Source organism: Enterobacter sp. I4, assembly GCF_022669095.1.
Classification (GTDB): domain Bacteria; phylum Pseudomonadota; class Gammaproteobacteria; order Enterobacterales; family Enterobacteriaceae; genus Enterobacter; species Enterobacter pasteurii.
Genome location: NZ_JALBUO010000003.1, coordinates 393,266 through 411,150 on the forward strand (window position 1 = coordinate 393,266; position 17,885 = coordinate 411,150).

Annotated in this window: 13 protein-coding genes; 3 read left to right on the plus strand and 10 right to left on the minus strand. The window is 52.0% G+C overall.

Features of this window, described 5'->3' with window-relative positions; translation table 11 throughout:
- Nucleotides 1-9: 9 nt before the first annotated feature.
- Nucleotides 10-2,373, plus strand: a complete 2,364-nt coding sequence (locus tag MOQ06_RS21120; RefSeq protein WP_193356599.1) for a glycoside hydrolase family 31 protein — start codon at nt 10-12, stop codon at nt 2,371-2,373.
- Between the two features lie 90 nt (nt 2,374-2,463).
- On the opposite strand, the gene MOQ06_RS21125 is transcribed toward MOQ06_RS21120, so the two are convergent.
- Nucleotides 2,464-4,059 (minus strand): ABC-F family ATPase, encoded by a 1,596-nt coding sequence (locus tag MOQ06_RS21125; RefSeq protein ID WP_003858434.1) that lies wholly within the window; start codon nt 4,057-4,059, stop codon nt 2,464-2,466.
- Nucleotides 4,060-4,281: 222 nt separating this feature from the next.
- Here MOQ06_RS21125 and ldtB point away from each other — a divergent pair, with 222 nt between their 5' ends.
- Complete coding sequence (ldtB, locus tag MOQ06_RS21130; protein WP_148418676.1) at nt 4,282-5,202, plus strand: L,D-transpeptidase; 921 nt, start codon at nt 4,282-4,284, stop codon at nt 5,200-5,202.
- A 42-nt stretch (nt 5,203-5,244) separates the two neighbouring features.
- Here ldtB and MOQ06_RS21135 read toward each other — a convergent pair whose 3' ends face one another.
- The 3 genes from MOQ06_RS21135 to MOQ06_RS21145 are packed head-to-tail and all read right to left on the minus strand — an operon-like array spanning nt 5,245 to nt 8,727.
- The gene (locus MOQ06_RS21135) at nt 5,245-5,961 is read right to left on the minus strand and encodes a GntR family transcriptional regulator (RefSeq protein WP_242174706.1); all 717 of its coding nucleotides are present in this window, start codon (nt 5,959-5,961) and stop codon (nt 5,245-5,247) included.
- A gap of 15 nt (nt 5,962-5,976) precedes the next feature.
- Nucleotides 5,977-7,299: a PTS transporter subunit EIIC gene (locus MOQ06_RS21140; RefSeq protein ID WP_193356601.1), complete on the minus strand. Its 1,323-nt coding sequence runs from the start codon at nt 7,297-7,299 to the stop codon at nt 5,977-5,979.
- Between the two features lie 51 nt (nt 7,300-7,350).
- The gene (locus tag MOQ06_RS21145) at nt 7,351-8,727 is read right to left on the minus strand and encodes a glycoside hydrolase family 1 protein (RefSeq protein WP_242174708.1); all 1,377 of its coding nucleotides are present in this window, start codon (nt 8,725-8,727) and stop codon (nt 7,351-7,353) included.
- 482 nt (nt 8,728-9,209) lie between these two features.
- Between MOQ06_RS21145 and MOQ06_RS21150 the strand changes: the two genes are divergently transcribed.
- Nucleotides 9,210-9,752, plus strand: coding sequence for a DUF523 domain-containing protein (locus MOQ06_RS21150; RefSeq protein WP_242174710.1), 543 nt, complete (start codon nt 9,210-9,212; stop codon nt 9,750-9,752).
- Between the two features lie 103 nt (nt 9,753-9,855).
- On the opposite strand, the gene MOQ06_RS21155 is transcribed toward MOQ06_RS21150, so the two are convergent.
- The 6 genes from MOQ06_RS21155 to MOQ06_RS21180 form a co-directional block, all read right to left on the minus strand.
- Nucleotides 9,856-10,833, minus strand: a complete 978-nt coding sequence (locus MOQ06_RS21155) for a DNA-binding protein (protein ID WP_242174711.1) — start codon at nt 10,831-10,833, stop codon at nt 9,856-9,858.
- Nucleotides 10,834-10,862: 29 nt separating this feature from the next.
- Entirely contained in the window at nt 10,863-11,165 is a 303-nt protein-coding gene (locus tag MOQ06_RS21160) for a hypothetical protein (RefSeq protein WP_242174712.1), read from the minus strand.
- Entirely contained in the window at nt 11,158-11,505 is a 348-nt protein-coding gene (locus MOQ06_RS21165) for a hypothetical protein (RefSeq protein ID WP_242174713.1), read from the minus strand. The genes MOQ06_RS21160 and MOQ06_RS21165 overlap by 8 nt, the downstream gene beginning before the upstream one ends.
- 119 nt (nt 11,506-11,624) lie before the next feature.
- Nucleotides 11,625-12,485 carry a hypothetical protein gene (locus tag MOQ06_RS21170; RefSeq protein WP_242174714.1) on the minus strand — a complete coding sequence of 287 codons (861 nt, stop codon included), beginning with the start codon at nt 12,483-12,485 and terminating at the stop codon, nt 11,625-11,627.
- Between the two features lie 13 nt (nt 12,486-12,498).
- Entirely contained in the window at nt 12,499-13,293 is a 795-nt protein-coding gene (locus MOQ06_RS21175; RefSeq protein WP_242174715.1) for an OmpA family protein, read from the minus strand.
- Nucleotides 13,294-13,355: 62 nt separating this feature from the next.
- Entirely contained in the window at nt 13,356-17,846 is a 4,491-nt protein-coding gene (locus MOQ06_RS21180; RefSeq protein WP_242174716.1) for a YadA-like family protein, read from the minus strand.
- Nucleotides 17,847-17,885 lie beyond the last annotated feature (39 nt).

The window sequence follows — 17,885 nt, forward strand, 5'->3', positions numbered from 1 at the left end:
GTATTGCATATGAAAACCCTGAAAAACTGGACCGTCGATAAACAGTCGGCGAATCATCTGGAACTGCTGGTGGATAATCAGCATCGCCTGTGCCTGTACGTGCTGGAAGAGAACCTGTTCCGCGTGCTGATCAAACGCAAAGGCGAGCTGGCGCTGGACCGTACCTGGAGCATCGCCCCTGAGCAGGACGTGCCGTGGGAAGGCCGTCGTCGTGACGATATTAGCGGGTTCTCCTGCCCTGCCTGGACGCTGGCGCAGGAGGGCGACACCTTAACCGTAGCGACAGAACAGCTGCGCGTAACCGTTCATCAGCCCCTGTGGCTCGAGTGGCACTACCGTAACGACGCGGGCGAGTGGCAGCCGCTGGTCAACGACCGCCCGACCAGCGCCTACCTGCTGAACGCCCACGGCGACGGCGTGGCGCACTATCTGAGCCGCCGCCAGGACGAGCGTTTCTATGGCCTCGGCGAGAAAGCGGGTGATTTACAGCGCAACGGCAAACGCTATGAGATGCGCAACCTCGACGCGATGGGTTACAACGCGGCCAGCACCGACCCGCTGTACAAGCACATCCCGTTTACCCTTACCCGCCGCGACGACGTGAGCTACGGCCTGTTTTACGACAACCTGAGCAGCTGCTGGCTGGATCTGGGCAACGAGATCGACAACTACCACACCGCCTACCGCCGCTGGCAGGCGGAAGCGGGCGATATTGATTACTACCTCTTTACCGGCAGCCGCGCGCTGGACGTCACTAAGGCCTTCGTTCGCCTGACCGGGAAAACGCTGTTCGGGCCGAAATGGAGCCTGGGCTACAGCGGCTCGACCATGCACTACACCGACGCGCCGGACGCGCAGAACCAGCTGATGAACTTCATCCGCCTGTGCGACGAGCACGCCATTCCGTGCGACTCGTTCCAGCTCTCCTCCGGCTATACCTCCATCAACGGCAAGCGCTACGTCTTTAACTGGAACTACGACAAGGTGCCGCAGCCGAAGGCAATGAGCCAGGCGTTCCACGACGCGGGGCTGCGGCTTGCGGCCAACATCAAGCCGTGCCTGCTGCAGGATCACCCGCGCTACGGTGAAGTGGCGGAACGCGGCCTGTTCATTCGTGATTCAGAAACCGATGCACCGGAACGTTCAAGCTTCTGGGACGACGAAGGGTCGCACCTCGACTTTACCAACCCGCAGACGGTGCAGTGGTGGCAGAACGGCGTGACCACGCAGCTGCTGGAGATGGGCATCGACTCAACCTGGAACGACAATAACGAGTACGAGGTGTGGGACGGAGAAGCGCGCTGCTATGGCTTCGGCAGGGAGATCGCCATCAAGCACATTCGGCCGGTGATGCCCCTGCTGATGATGCGCGCCTCGCTGGAAGCGCAGCAGCGCTTCGCGCCGGATAAACGTCCTTATCTGATCTCCCGCTCTGGCTGCGCGGGGATGCAGCGCTACGTCCAGACCTGGAGCGGCGACAACCGCACCAGCTGGGACACCCTGCGCTATAACATCCGCATGGGGCTGGGCATGAACCTGTCCGGGCTGTTTAACGTCGGCCATGACGTCGGCGGTTTCTCCGGGGACAAACCCGATGCCGAGCTGTTTGTGCGCTGGGTGCAGAACGGCGTGATGCATCCGCGCTTTACCATCCATTCCTGGAATGACGATCGCACGGTGAACGAGCCGTGGATGTATCCGGGCGTCACGCCTGCCATCCGCAGCGCGATTGAGCTGCGCTACCGCCTGCTGCCGTATCTCTACACCCTGCTCTGGCAGGCGCACGCCGACGACGAGCCGATGCTGCGCCCGACCTTCCTCGATCACGAGCACGACGCGCAGACCTTCGAAGAGTGCGACGAGTTCCTGCTGGGCCGCGACCTGCTGGTGGCAAGCGTCGTGGAAGCCGGGCAGCGCGAGCGCCGCCTCTGGCTGCCGGACAACGAAACCGGCTGGTACGATTTTTACACTCACGAGTGGTTCTCCGGCGGGCAGTGGATCGCCCTGGATGCACCGCTGGAAAAACTGCCGCTGCTGGTGCGTGCCGGAGCGGGCCTGCCGCTCAGCGAACGCATCCGGCACGTGAGCGCCGATAAAGACGATACCCGCGAGCTGAAGCTGTTCCCGGTGAAAGGCGTCGGCACCAGCACCGGTCTGCTGTTTGAAGACGACGGTGAAAGCTGGGGCTACCAGAACGGCAACGCGCTGTGGGTAGAGTGGGAAATGGTGTGCGACGCGACAACCATTAACCTGAAGGTCAACGCGCGCGGCGACTATCGCCCGGCGTGGAAAGCGCTGAAGGTGTCGTTGCCGGCGGGGGAAAAACGCAAGCTGCTGGTGAATGGGGTTGAAGGGGGCGAATGGGTGGTGTAGTTCGGCCTGATGCCCTCACCCTAACCCTCTCCCACGGGGAGAGGGAATAGAACGTAGGCCGGGTAAGGCGAAGCCGCCACCCGGTTTTTTTTAACTCTCAATACCTTTGCTGCGCAGATAATCTTCGTAGTTACCGGTGAAGTCCACTACGCGCTCTGGCGTAATTTCAATCACGCGGGTCGCCAGCGAGCTGACGAACTCACGGTCGTGGGAAACGAAGATCAGGGTGCCCTGATACATCTCCAGCGCCATGTTCAGCGATTCGATAGATTCCATATCCAGGTGGTTGGTTGGTTCGTCCATCACCAGGATGTTCGGTTTTTCCATCATCAGCTTGCCGAACAGCATACGGCCCTTCTCTCCACCGGAGAGCACTTTAGCAGGCTTCTTGATGTCGTCCTGGCTGAACAGCAGGCGCCCAAGAATACTGCGCACCGCCTGCTCGTCGTCGCCTTCCTGCTTCCACTGGCTCATCCAGTCGAAGACGGTGAGATCGTTTTCGAATTCGTATTCATGGTCCTGCGCGTAGTAACCAATCTGCGCGTTTTCAGACCACTTCACGGTACCGTTGTCCGGCTGCAGTTCGCCGACCAGGGTTTTCAGCATGGTGGATTTACCCACGCCGTTGGCGCCCAGAATGGCAATCTTCTCGCCCACTTCCAGCAGCAGGTTGAAGTTTTTAAACAGCGGACCCTCATCGAAGCCTTTGGTAAGGGCTTCCACTTCCAGCGCGTTACGGAACAGTTTCTTGTCCTGCTCGAAGCGGATGAACGGGTTTTGACGGCTGGAGGCTTTAACTTCTTCCAGCTTGATTTTGTCGATCTGACGGGCGCGCGAGGTGGCCTGACGCGATTTAGAGGCGTTGGCGCTAAAGCGGCTGACGAAGGATTGCAGGTCGGCAATCTGCGCTTTCTTCTTGGCGTTGTCGGCCAGCAGACGTTCACGCGCCTGGGTTGCCGCCGTCATGTATTCGTCGTAGTTGCCCGGGTAAACGCGCAGTTCGCCGTAGTCCAGATCCGCCATGTGGGTACAAACCATGTTCAGGAAGTGACGGTCGTGCGAGATGATGATCATGGTGCTGTCGCGATCGTTCAGCGTCTGCTCCAGCCAGCGGATGGTGTCGATGTCCAGGTTGTTCGTTGGTTCGTCAAGCAGCAGGATGTCCGGGTTAGAGAACAGCGCCTGGGCCAGCAGCACGCGCAGCTTCCAGCCTGGCGCGACTTCGCTCATCGGGCCGTAATGCTGTTCGACCGGAATGCCCACGCCCAGCAGCAGTTCGCCCGCACGCGCTTCCGCGGAGTAGCCGTCCATCTCGCCGTACTGGGTCTCCAGATCGGCCACTTTATAGCCGTCTTCTTCGCTCATTTCAGCGAGACCGTAGATACGATCGCGCTCCTGCTTCACTTCCCACAGCTCCGCGTGCCCCATGATCACGGTGTCGAGCACGGTGAACTCTTCGAAGGCGAACTGATCCTGACGCAGCTTACCGATGCGCTCGTTCGGATCGAGCGACACGTTGCCCAGCGTCGGCTCTAAATCGCCGCCGAGGATCTTCATAAAGGTGGATTTTCCGCTACCGTTGGCACCAATCAGGCCGTAACGGTTGCCGCCGCCAAATTTGACGGAAATATTTTCGAACAGCGGCTTACTGCCAAACTGCATAGTGACGTTGCTGGTAACTAACACGGAGAGATTCCTGCGAAAAGTGTGATAAACGCGGCATTATGCCACAATTCCGAATTGAGATCCCGTGTTGCGGCAATCCACTAAACTTTAACAAATTCGAAAAAAATGTGATTTCGTACACATCTGAATTCACTGTTAGCGGGAATGCACATATAATGCGCTCCCATTACAGATTCAGTCTTATCAACTCATCGCCGGAATGGCTTAGATACCTCGCATATCATGAACATGAAATTAACAACGCTTTTTGCGGCGGCGTTAGCCGTAGTAGGTTTTTGTAAGACCGCTTCTGCGGTGACGTATCCCCTGCCTACGGACGGTAGCCGTCTGGTGGGTGAAAACCAGGTGGTGACGGTACCGGAAGGCAACACGCAGCCGCTGGAGTACTTTGCGGCGCAGTACCAGCTCGGCCTGTCTAACATGATGGAAGCTAACCCGGGCGTTGACCCGTATCTGCCGAAAGCGGGAACCGTGCTCAACATCCCACAGCAGCTGATCCTGCCGGACACCGTGCACGAAGGTATCGTGATTAACAGCGCCGAAATGCGTCTGTATTACTACCCGAAAGGCACCAACACCGTGATCGTACTGCCAATCGGTATCGGCCAGCTGGGCAAAGATACCCCGCTGAACTGGACCACCAAAGTTGAGCGTAAGAAAGCGGGCCCAACCTGGACGCCAACGGCCAAAATGCACGCCGAGTACATCGCTGCGGGCGAGCCGCTCCCGGCAGTTGTGCCTGCCGGCCCGGATAACCCGATGGGCCTGTACGCGCTGTACATTGGCCGTCTGTATGCGATTCACGGGACCAACGCCAACTTCGGTATCGGCCTGCGCGTAAGCCACGGCTGCGTGCGTCTGCGTAACGAAGACATCAAATTCCTGTTCGAAAACGTGCCGGTCGGCACGCGCGTGCAGTTCATCAACGAACCGGTGAAGGCGACGTCAGAGCCTGACGGCAGCCGTTACATTGAAGTGCACAACCCGCTGTCCACCAGCGAAGAGCAGATCAACAACAACGAAATCGTACCGATTAAGCTGACCAGCGCGGTGCAGTCCGTTACCTCTCAGGCGGATGTAGAAACGACGGTCGTTGACCAGGCGATTCAGAACCGTTCCGGTATGCCTGTGCGTTTGAACTGATAACGACACAACGAAAAAGCGGGCTTCGATGCCCGCTTTTTTTTATCCGTTATTGACGATAACGATGCCGCCGTGGTCGTAACGATAGTGACAGTGCGCGTACTCCAGCGGCGTGCCATCTTCCAGATAGATCACCTGCTCCACCTCCAGCACCGGATCGGTTTGCTCGCAGACAAGATGCTGCATATCCAGCGCGCTGGGCTTCAGCGCCCGCACCACGCGATACGACCCCATGATCTTCAGCCCCAGCGTCTCCTGAACATACCGGAACACCGAACCCTCAAGATGGGTTTTATTCAGGCCGGGCACCAGGCTGAGCGGCATCACGGTGGAATCAAGCGACATCGGCTCGCCGTTCAGCAAGCGCAGACGGATAAAATCGTATACCGGCGTATCCGGGTTAATCATCAGCGACGCCTGCTCTTTCTCGTTCGGGAAGCGCAGCTCAAAGTGCACCACCTGACTGCTCACCGTGCCCAGATGCTCCCAGGTTTTGGTTGCGCCGAAGTAGTCGCTGCCGGAGAGATCCCACTGCGACAGCTGAAGGAAGTTTTTGCGGATAAACGTGCCCTGCCCCTGGCGGGTATACACCAGCCCTTCAACGATCAGCTGGCGCATCGCCTGCTGAATGGTCATCCGGCTGGTGCTGAACTCCGCCGCCAGCGCAAACTGGTCCGGCAGCGGTTCATTGGCGGCGTACTGCTGGCTGATAATCCGTTTCTTAATTTCCCGCGCTATGGTGATGTACTTCGCCGCCATCGTCCTTCCTTATGATTAGTTTTCTGTCCCGCTGTTTTTCAGGGCCACTCGCTCGGCAACGTTGAGGAAAGGCAGGTAGAAGAATACACCAAATACGATGATTGCCAACTGCACCACCACGGCGCGCCAGTCCCCCGCCGTCGCCAGCCAGGCGCTGAGGAGCGGCGGGGTTGTCCACGGGATCATCACCACGCAGCGCGACATCAGCCCAAGCGTGGTACAGAGCCAGGCGAAGTAAATGCCGATGGCGGGCAGCAGCACAAACGGGATCATCAGCGGCAGGTTAAAGACAATCGGCAGGCCGAAAATCACCGGCTCGTTGATGTTAAACAGGCCCGGCGCCAGCGACAGACGCGCCACCTGCTTCGCCGACCGCTGCCGCGAGAAGATGAAGATAGCAATCAGCAGCGAGATGGTACTGCCCGTTCCGCCCACCATGCCAAAGGTCGGAACGAAGATACTGTTGATGATGTGCGGGATCGGCTGACCACCGGCAAAGGCCAGCATGTTTTCGTTGGTGTTAATCAGCAGAAACGGCTCCAGCACCACGCTGTTGACCACCGACTGGTGAATGCCGAGCGTAAACAGGAAGTTGCCGAAGCTGTAGATAAAAATCGTCCCCGGCAGGCTGGTGTTAATCAGCCGCAGCGGCTGCTGAATAAACGTGGTAATGAGGTGGATCAGATCCGTGTGCAGCACGTTTGCCAGCAGCGCCGCCAGCACCGCAAACAGCGACAGCGTAAGTATAGTCGGGATCAGCGCGGTGAAGGACTGGCTGACCGCCGGCGGCACGTTCTCTCCCAGCGAGATATGCAGCACCCTGAGCCGCGAAATGGCGATAAACAGCTCGGTTGAAAGCAGCCCAATCAGCACGCCGGCGAAAATGCCGGTGGAGCCGATATTGGCGAAGGTCAGCACCTGCGTGACGTTTACCGCGGCGTCGCTGCCGACGGGCGTAAGCGGGACGCGCATCGGCATCATAATGATAAAGCTGCTGACGGCGATAACCACTGCCGAGACCGGATTGTCGAAATCTTTGTTGCGCGCCAGCGACCAGGCAATCATCGGCGCCAGCAGCAGCGCGGCGATATTCAGCGTGCCGTTGACTATCGCCTCGCCCCACACCTTAAATCTCACCAGCGTGTCGCCTTCAAAAAGCCACGGGAAGACCACGTTGTTCACCAGCACCGCCAGGCCGGCGAGGATGAAAATCGGCATTACCGTGGCGAAGGCGTCGCGCAGGGAGCGAAGGTGCACCTGGTTTGCCAGGCGCGCCGAGAACGCTACAAATTTATCGACAAAAGACTGCATGTGCGGTGTGATTTTTGTTTCAGACATAGCGGAGAGTTCCCATCAATCAGTCACAAAAACGGCCCGGCAGCGTACGGCTTACATCTCGCGTCCGTTGGTATGGATGACCTGTTTTAACCACGCGTAGCTTTTCTTCGGCACGCGCTTGAGATCTTTCAGGTCATGGTTTTCGCGGTTGACGTAGACCACGCCGTAGCGCTTACGCATGTCCCCCTGCGAACTGAGAATGTCGATCAACCCCCAGCCGAGATAGCCCATGACTTCAGCCCCATCCTCGAACATGGCGGCCTTCATGGCCTCGATATGCGCCCGGTGATAGTCAATGCGGTAGGTGTCGTCGATCGGGTTTACGCCGTCCCAGGATTCAATCACCCCGATCCCGTTTTCAATCGGGAACACCGGCATCCGCCAGTCGTTGGCGTAGCGGGTGATAATGGTGCGAAAGCCCAGCGGATCGATCTGCCAGTTCCACTCTGTGGCTTTCAGGTACGGGTTATTTTTCTCGCCGTGCAGCAGGTAATAGTTCACCGGCGTGCCGTCCGGGATCGCATCGCTGTCGAGCGTTTTGCTGGCATAGTAGCTGAAGGCCATAAAGTCGTTTTTGGTTCTCGCGAACAGCGCAAGATCCTCAGCACGGTAGATATCGCCGAACCCTTCCTGCTCCACCACCGCCATGACCGCCGGGCTGTAGCCCTGGCCGGCAAAGACGCGCAGCAGGTTCTGGTTGAGAAATTCGTCGTACTGCAGGGCGCAGAAGATATCGCGCGGTTTGCAGGTGGCCGGGTAAACCAGCTGGTGCGCCAGCATGCCGCCCATCAGCTGGCCCGGCTTTGTCTGGTGCAGGTATTCGGTTAACGCCATGTGCGCCACCATCGCATGGTGCTGGAGCTCATACAGCTCGCGCAGGGTTTGCTCCCCTTTCATATAGCCGGAGATGCGGAAGGCTTCCGGCATATGGAAAATGTTCTGCTCGTTGAAGGTCAGCCAGTACTTCACGCGGTCGCCGAAGCAGTCGATCATCTTTTTGCCGTAGCGGATAAAGGCCTCCACCACGCGGCGATCGTTAAAGCCGTTGTACTCCTGCGCCAGCGCCAGCGGCATATCGAAATGGTACAGGCAGATCATCGGCTCTATACCGCGGGCGATCAGATCGTCGATAAAGCGGTCGTAAAAGGCAATGCCTTCCTCGTTGAACTCGCCGTCGCCCTGCGGACAGACCCGGCTCCAGGAAATCTGGAAACGGTAGCAGTTCATGCCCAGATCCTGCATCAGGTCGAAATCTTCCCGGTACCGGTGGTAGGAATCCGTTGCCACTTTCCAGTCGGAGATGTTTTCTCCCGCCTCGCGGATGTCGTAGACCGACATTCCCTTTCCGCCCTCATTCCAGGCCCCTTCCGTCTGCATGCTGGATACCGAGTTGCCCCATAAAAAGTTGGCCGGCAGCAATTTGTTCATGCTCTCTCCCTATATGACTAGTCATTTAAAATCTCATGACTAGTCATATAGGCGAAGATGAAATGTCGATCAAAGGGGAGGATCGTTTTTTGTGAGCGGCGCAATAAAAATGCGATCGCCGCGATCGGGACCGGCTCACTGGTGCTGATGTACTAAAACGCCGCACGCGCGCCGGGCATTATCCCACGGGTACGGCTTAAGAGCTGGGCATCGGCTGGCGTTAACGCCAGCATGATGGGACTGGAGCCAGTTCCAGCAGCCCAGTGCATTGGCGGGGTCAAGCTATTGCGGTAATTGTCGAAGTTATTTAACGGTTCGCCACCGTTGACCCGGCAAAAGATTTTGTCGGCTCAAGTAGCATGAAAGCTACCGGTCGAAGATGCGTGGAGTTACCGGCACCCGGCACGTATCAGCCCTGCAATACAAAATCGTAAGGCAAGGTGTTACAATCCTTAGCGTTCTCTTCTGAACATTCAAATAAAATGATGAATAAAATTCTGGTCAGTGCCTGCCTGATGGGGCTTAAAGTCCGTTATAACGGAAAAGAGAAAGCGCAGATAAGTCAACAACTTGCTCTCTGGCAACAGGAGCAGCGCCTGGTGATTCACTGCCCTGAGCTAGCTGCCGGGCTACCCGTCCCGAGACCACCTGCAGAGATTGTGTCGGCCGATGGTAGAGACGTAATGTGCGGACAAGCCAGAATAATTGAAAATACTGGAACGGATGTAACTGCTCATTATCAGCTTGCAGCCTGGCTGGCTCTGCGAGCAGCACGAGAATCAGGATGTGCAGCAGCATTGTTAACTGATGGTAGCCCAACGTGCGGAAGTCAGTTTATCTATAACGGTTCTTTCAGCAACCAGCTTAAATCGGGTATGGGAGTGGCGGCATCACTGCTCTCCGATCATGGTATTGCGGTATTTTCCGAAACCCAGTTTGCGGAGCTTGTTATCTGGATTCAAGAACGGGAACGAGCGGTTAACCACATAGAGCGCAATTCTGTTCAGAATAGGTGTGATCTTTAAGCCCGCAGGGTCGAGCAGGTAAGAACAAGTGAAAAATTCACTTGTTCTTTCGAATTAATAAAAAGGGATTTGTTTATTAACGCATGCTTTTATATCAAAAATTTTAATTACTCGTTTGAGCTTCCCACAGCATTGCCTTTTGCTCATATGAGACTTTGGCTTTAGGGGAATCATCTGCAATCTGTGAACGTCGTATAAAAGCCAACTGCTCGCGAACATCTGAAACCTCTTTACGAGCTTCAGCACGTGAAAGCTCCAGCTTGTTTGCTTTTTCCTGAGAGCGAGCCAATTCTTGATTTAGCTTATGAATTTGTTCTTTAGCTATGCTTTCATGCGATTCAAGCTTTGCAGCTAAAGTAACCTGTTCATTTCTTGCTCGTTTCAATTCTGAAGTAAGTTGTCTCTCTTTCTCTGCAGCCTGGTCCAGGCGAAGTCGCATCCCAGTCAAATTATTTTCATATGATTGTCTTTCCTGTTGCAGCGTTTGTTCAACAGAACGCAGTGACTCCTGAATGCCGCTTACTAATTTTTCTGTAGTTTCTTCGCGCTGTCGTATTGTTTGATCCTGAGCCTGAACTCTTTCTTTGAGTTGATTAATTTCCATACCGCGTTGACGGGACAAAAGTCTCTCAGATTCAAGAGATTGCGCTAGCCAGGTATTTTCAGAAAAAGCTTCCCGAAGTTTTTCTTCAAGCTCTTCAACTGTCTGCGCAGCATCAGCGAGCTCACGTTCTGCTTGTGCCGTTTGTTCTCCGGCAGCTCGGGTGACCTCTGATACTCGCCGCTCTGCTGCTCGTACAGCTTTGTTGTTTAATTCAGTTGCCAAATGAACGATACGTTCAGTAAGGGATGCTGCTACGGTTTTAACTTCCTCAGCTACTTCTACGGGGAGACCATCACCACTATTTACATTTATACTCGAATGTGATGTCTGATATTCATCCCAAACTTGCTTCAATGTTCCCGGATTTCCACCTCCAATTCGATTACGGAGTGCAAAGCCTGTAACGTTTCGTCCTTCACTTTGCAATGCAATGCCCGCATCGATAACTTGTTTTGGTTCATATTCTGCATCAATCATAGCGCTCTCTCAATAATTTAATAATTAGTCTAAAAAATGCTAACTACCAGACCCAAAATCACAACAATGATAAAAAATACAACTAGTACTTTTGTACCTTTCTTTTTGTGGCATTTAAGTGACTCATGTAAATCCTTTTTAGTCACTACCTCAGAAACTAGTTGTTGCAAGTAAAACAGTTCTTCAGTGACCAGAGATAAAGCCTCCAGACATTTATCTGAAGATTCTTCGTCACGTTTGATATTATCTGTACCCTTAGGGTTATTTAAGCAATCCTCGCCCTCATTATCTGGGAATAACATTTGCCACTGGATTATTATGTCGTTAGCCATCCCCACTCTCCTTTTTCTGCAGTTTTGCCATCCAGTCAAAAACAATCATACTGTGATATCGGCTGATGTAACCACAATGCGTGCAAACAGTGAGATATTCTGCATTGTCTGGAGTCATATCAAATGCATGATTAATTGACTGATACCATACATAATGCCCCTTACCACCTTCCATTTCTCTGGTAGGTATATATAACTTGTTTATCCCACATGATAAACATACCTTACTGGCCTCCCTTTCCAATAAAAATTCACGGAAGATCTCTGGACTAACCTGAGAGAAAATATGGTATAAAGACTCATCTTTGCTTGCGCATGCAACTTTTTCTATTTCACACACAAAATAAACCCTTTGAGATTTTTTATTATAAAAGACCCTTACTTAAAGACTATAACTCTAAATAAGAAAGCTTTCTGTTTGCTGGCATCTCTTAAAGTTAAGAGATGCCACATTTTTTATTATTTAATATTCACACTTACAAAATATTCTTTACCTAAAATCTTACCATTACCTAACCAGTCAACACCTCTGACTCTTAACAACGGCACACTCCCTGCCTGGGATAGTTCATAACCGTTAGAATCGAGTACAGCGAAAGAATTATCTTTTACTACAAAACTAACGAAATGGTTATTATTCGAAGCAGACGTAAGTAATTTTATCTTATTCAGATAAGACGGTGCGTGCTCGGTAACAATTTGGGCGACTTTTTGCTGCCAGCCAGAAAAAGTGCTAATATCCTTCGATACTTCCATATTTGCAGCAATCACTCCGAACAATTCAGCATCAGCTTGTGCAATATTGAGACGAGACTGTGCACTACGGAAAAATCGTTGCTGATCCAGTTGATGTTGTTCCTGCTTTGTTTCTTCTGCTGCTTCTTTTTTCTTCCAGAATTTCCAGCTTTCAGAATCTGACGGTTTCTTAACACTCTCAGATTTTACTGGCATCATCCAGGCTGAGGTATTAACTGTATCGAACAGCGTTGAAGCCATCCAGGCAGTACAGATCGATTGCTGGCTTCTCAAATCACTTTTTAAAAGCACGGCAGTACTGCGATCTACTTTCTCACCTTTTAAAGAATTAACAACGTCATCTTTATTTTTTGCTCCCTGAGCAATAGCGCATATCTCCTGCATTAACACATCATTTCGCTTCCCATTTACACTCGGAGTCATACGAATAAGCGTTTCTGCAATAATATTATATGAAGGAATCGATAGCGTTTTTGCTGCCTCCTGCGGAGCACCTAACACTACATTTGATGAGCAGAGGATTCCCAATCCCGCTGCAATCATGATCTTATTGAATTCACTCATTTATAATCCCTTATTAGTTTAGTTCAACAGTAACTCGGCGGTTTGGGGCCAGACACTCCACAACGGCTAGTGTTTTTGGACCCGCGCAATATTTAATGGCATTGTTCTCCCCCATTCCATATGCTTTTACAGCTTTAGAAGGAATACCATTTTTAACCAGTAGTGATTTTACAGCTATTGCTCGTTTATAAGATAATGTTTCGTTTTCAGCCGAACCGCCAAAACGATCTGTATAACCAGTAACAATAACATTTTGCCTTTTAAAATCAGGATTGAGTTCTAATATTTCCTTAGCAAGTGCTTCTATTTTACCCGAGCCAGCTATATTTAGACTAGCACTTCCAAATGCGAATAATGACTCTGCACTTAAATCCTTATGTAGCGCTACTTTGTTTGTCTTGGCTGATGGCGTTAATTTTGCAAGACAGTCTTCCGGCTTAAAATAAAAACCACGAGCTTTCATTTTATCATCAAAAGTGATTTTGTATTGGCATGTCATTACTCTCCCACCAGGAGCATTAAAATGAAGTATATAATCCCACTCTTTTACAAATAAAACTCCCTCATGAAAATGAGGCGCCCCCATTAGTTCGTAAATCTGCGCCTTCGTCATATTATCTCTTACAAGCAACAGATTTTCTAATGAAACATAGGAACCTTCCTCCCTAACAGCGGATATCATTTGAGGAAATTTTGGTGATCCTGTTTTTCCAGAATCACTAACTTCACTCAATGTTCTGGTACAGCCGGCCACCAGAATAACAGCCAAAAGCGGCCAATGAGAAAAAAGGTTTTTTTTCTTAGTCATAATATATTTATCTCAGTTTTACCAAGCCGGGTTAGACACCCGGCCTGGTCAGAACAATCAGATCACCACTGGTAACCGACGCCTACGTTGACACCATAATCACCCTGCGAGCTTGAGCTACCCGACAGTTTGGTAACCCATTTTCCGTTATCAGAAATAACAGAAACACCTAATGCCACAGCTGATTCTCCCTGGAATGTTCCTCCCCCCATAGCCACCATACTTGCACCCGGCGAATAAGGTTGCGGTAAACCAGCCATAGCCATTGCTCCAGCTACGCCAGCGCTCATTTTACGTCCCTGCTTCTCGACCATATTTTTCAGCTGTCCGAACTTATTGTTCGTATTCTGATTAATCGTGCCAACAGCATCATTCAGTTGGGATACATTTACTGCATCAGTAGGTGCCTCACCTGCCGCAACATTAGTAATTTGACGTTCCGCCCCAATGGAACCTACAGAAACAGAGTTATCACGGTCGGCGATAGAATTTGCCCCCAATGAAACTGAGTTTTGCGATTTTGAGGAAGAGCCATTACCTAATGCAACGCTATTTTCGCCTGATGCAGAAGAATTAGTCCCCACTGACATACTGTTATTACCTGACGCTTTTGCGCCTGCGCCGCCAGCGAGTGAATCCTTTCCTGATGGATTAGGTCTGGAATTATTACTGGTATTATTTACCTGGAACATTCCATCCTTACCTTCACTAATATTAGTGATCGTACCGCCAATATTAGTGATTTCATCGCGGACGCCATTTAACTGGCCAACGTTTACAGCATCTGTCTCTTTTTCCCCAGCGGCTACGTTCGTAATCTGTCTTTCATTCCCCTCACTGCCAACGGAAACCGTATTTTCACGGTCAGCAACAGAGCCAGCCCCCAGCGCCACCGAGTTTTTACCATTCTCAGTCACAACAGCACCAGAACCCAGTGCAACGGAATTTTCAGCCTTAGAAGTTGAATTTTCACCTATAGATACTGAAGCATTTCCTGTGGCCTCGGCATTATGTCCGTTTGCCAACGCGCCTGAGCCTGATGAAATAGCACCATTGCCACTTGCAATTGAATTATCACCAGACGCAACGGCATTAGGGCCAATAGCTACAGAGTCTGTTCCAGTAGCTTGAGAATCCGCTAATGTCGAATTGGTATGGAAATACTTCATCCCTGTGTTATAGATGTTGTTGATAATGACATCACCATAATCCTTTAACTGGCTGACATTGACAGCATCTGTAGCATCAGTACCAGCTGCAACATGAGTAATTTTTTTACCTCCCGCATCAATACCGTTCACTGTTATACTTGGACCGCCATTAATGACGAGACCGGTATTTCCAAGCATTACATTGCGACCGACCGTCAATCCATCGTTAGTCAGAACACTTTGTCCCGTCGTTACTGAACTCAGGACAAGATCTTCATTGAGATCGTATGTAACCGTACCGTTCTTATGTTGCACTGTTAAATTGCCGGAAAGATCTGTTGGATCTTCATCTGCTGAAGCAAATGTAACAGTATCACCTGAATTAACCTCATAAGATGCCGCATAACCAAGGTCATTTGCATCACGGATATTCCAGCTACCACCTGCGCTTGCAGCGACTTCATTTAGCTGACCCAGGTTAACGGCATCATCTAAATTCTGCCCATCAGCCAGTCCGGTTATTCTGTTGCCATCGTTAATTGTGATATTTCCAAATTTCGGCGAGTCTGCAATTTCTATATTGAGATGACCGAAGCTATCAACGTTTGTCCGAATATTTCCACCACTGTAACTGCCTGCTGTGCTGCCCTCACCCAGTACATTCAGAGTGTCGCCCAGGTTCAGGTGGCCGCTGCCGGCGTTCCCTGCCAGGTTCAGCCCCTTCGTCGTCAGGTCGCTTCCCAGACTGGTCATCTGGTCCACGTTCACCGCGTCGGTGCCCGCCACGCCCGCCGCCACGTTGCCAATTATTTTCCCGCCCGCGTCGATGCCGCCGGTGGTGATGGACGGGCCGTTCACAATGGTCAGGCCGTCGGTGTTCAGCACGCTGTTGCCCGCGGTCACCGAGTCCAGATCCAGATCGCGGTTCAGGGTGAGGCTGATCACGCCCGCGCCGTCCGCCCCGGTCTGGTCCACGGCCAGGTTGCCGTCCGCCGAGGTGAACTTCACCTCGCCCGCCGGGCCGATGTTGGCCGCGTTACCCGCCGCGTCCGTCACGTTCCAGCCCGCGTTCGCCGCCGTGGCCACGTCGTCGAGCTGGCTCATGTTGACCGCGTCCTTGCCGTCCACGCCGTCCTCAACCCCGCTGATGCGGCCAGTGTCCCCGTCGTTGATGGTGACGTTGCCGAACTTCGGCGCGTCCGCCAGGGTGATGTTCAGGTTCCCCGCCGCATCCACCTCGGTCTCCAGGTTATCTCCGCTGTAGCTCCCCGCGGTGCTGCCCCCGCCGAGCACGCTCAGGGTGTCGCCCAGGTTCAGGTGCCCGGTCCCGGTATTACCCGCCAGGTTCAGCCCCTTCGCCGTCAGGTCGCGGCCCTGGTCGGCCAGCTGGCTGACGTTCACCGCGTCGGTGCCCGCCACGCCCGGCGCCACGTTGCCGATCACCTTCCCGCCCGCGTCGATGCCGCCGGTGGTGATGCTCGGGCCGTTCGCAATGGTCAGGCCGTCGGTGTTCAGCACGCTGTTGCCCGCGTTCACCGAGTCCACCGCCAGGTCGCGGTTCAGAGTAAACTCAACGTCACCAGCATTTGTGGAACCATTCTGTTCAACCGTCAAATTGTTATCTGTGGAAGAGAATTTAACTTCTCCATTTCCACTAATATTTGCTTTATTTCCGTTTTCATCGGTAACGAACCAGCCTGCGCTTGCTGAGATCACCGCGTTGTTCAACTGACCAACGTTTACTGCATCTGTATCCGCAGTACCTGCTGTAAGTCCGGTAATTTTTCCAGAGCCATTATCGTTAACAGTGACGTTGCCGAACTTCGGTGCGTCCGCCAGGGTGATGTTCAGGTTCCCCGCCGCATCGACATCGGTCTTCAGGTTTGCCCCGCTGTAGCTGCCCGGGGTGCTGCCCCCGCCGAGCACGCTCAGGGTGTCGCCCAGGTTCAGGTGTCCGGTCCCGGTATTACCCGCCAGGTTCAGCCCCTTCGCCGTCAGGTCGCGGCCCTGGTCGGTCAGCTGGCTGACGTTCACCGCGTCGGTGCCCGCGACGCCCGGCGCCACGTTGCCAATAACCTTCCCGCCCGCGTCAATCCCGCCGGTGGTGATGCTCGGGCCGTTCGCGATGGTCAGCCCGTCGGTGTTCAGCACGCTGTTGCCGGCGGCTAAACTACCAGTGTTAGTAAGATCCAAAGTATTACTAAGTGTAATATCCATTACACCAGCATCATCGACACCTGTATTATTAATTTCTAAGTTACTGTTCTGTGATTTGAACTGTAGTGAACCACCATTTCCTATAACGTTGGAATTCCCAGCGTTATCCAAAAAAATAAAACTGTTATCAAACGCAAGCTTATCTATTGCTTCTTGAAAAGCGAAAAGCTGCGAACCATTTATGGCATCAGTGCTGTTATTGTTCACACGACCAGCAGCAAGGCCAGTAATGGTACGAGTGAGCCCTGTCGAACTATCGCCAATACTCATTGTCGATGTTGGATTACCACCCGCCATGGTATAAACATCACCGCGAATTATAATATTAGGAGTCTGGATGATTGAGTCAGTTTTAGATCCGACCCCTAAAGCGATAGAGTTTTCAAATTCCGCCTTACTATTATAACCGATGGCCACAGCCCCATTTGCACTGACTTTTGAATCAACGCCCATAGCAATAGCATTACTAGCGTTTAATAAAGTACTCCCGGAACCTAAAGCTATAGCTCCATTAGAGTTTGTTATATTCCCAAAACCACCTAATAGTACTGAATCGTTACTATCGCTAATATAACCACCTTGCCCTATATTAATAGCGCGCTCACTATTATTCGTTATAACTGCTGTATTATTAGCAAAACGCCCAGAACCAATTGATATTGAACCAATAGAGTTTGCCGTGGTAATACTTCGACCAAGCAGCACAGATTCATTACTTTCCTTTAAGGTATTGTCATTACCTACTATAGTAGATAGAAATCCGTTCTCACTAATATTTCGACCACCAATCATTGTAATATCTAGGTCATTACCATCAGTTGCGGAAACGCTGTTTTTACTACCGATAATAGTAACCGGACGAGCATTAAACCCAAACCCAGCCCCGATTTGATTCACAACAGATACATCTAAATCATCACCGATGATTGAAACTACACCATCTGCCGGAGGTGCGAATGGAACAACCACATTTGAACCGACAATATAAGCCATAGATTGTGGCATGGTGTACATTTCTAGTATAACTGCAATTGCAATAGCGCCAATACGAAAACGCCTCAATCCGCTTGGCTTAACAACAGCACCATTTAAAGTTGTTTTTTTCCCTTTGGCCATTGTTAACTCACTCACAGGGATCAGCATTCCTTTTTCTGCGTTCCATATCAATCTGTATACATTATTCATGTTAATTCCTTTTGAATTCATATTGGTATAATGCAAATG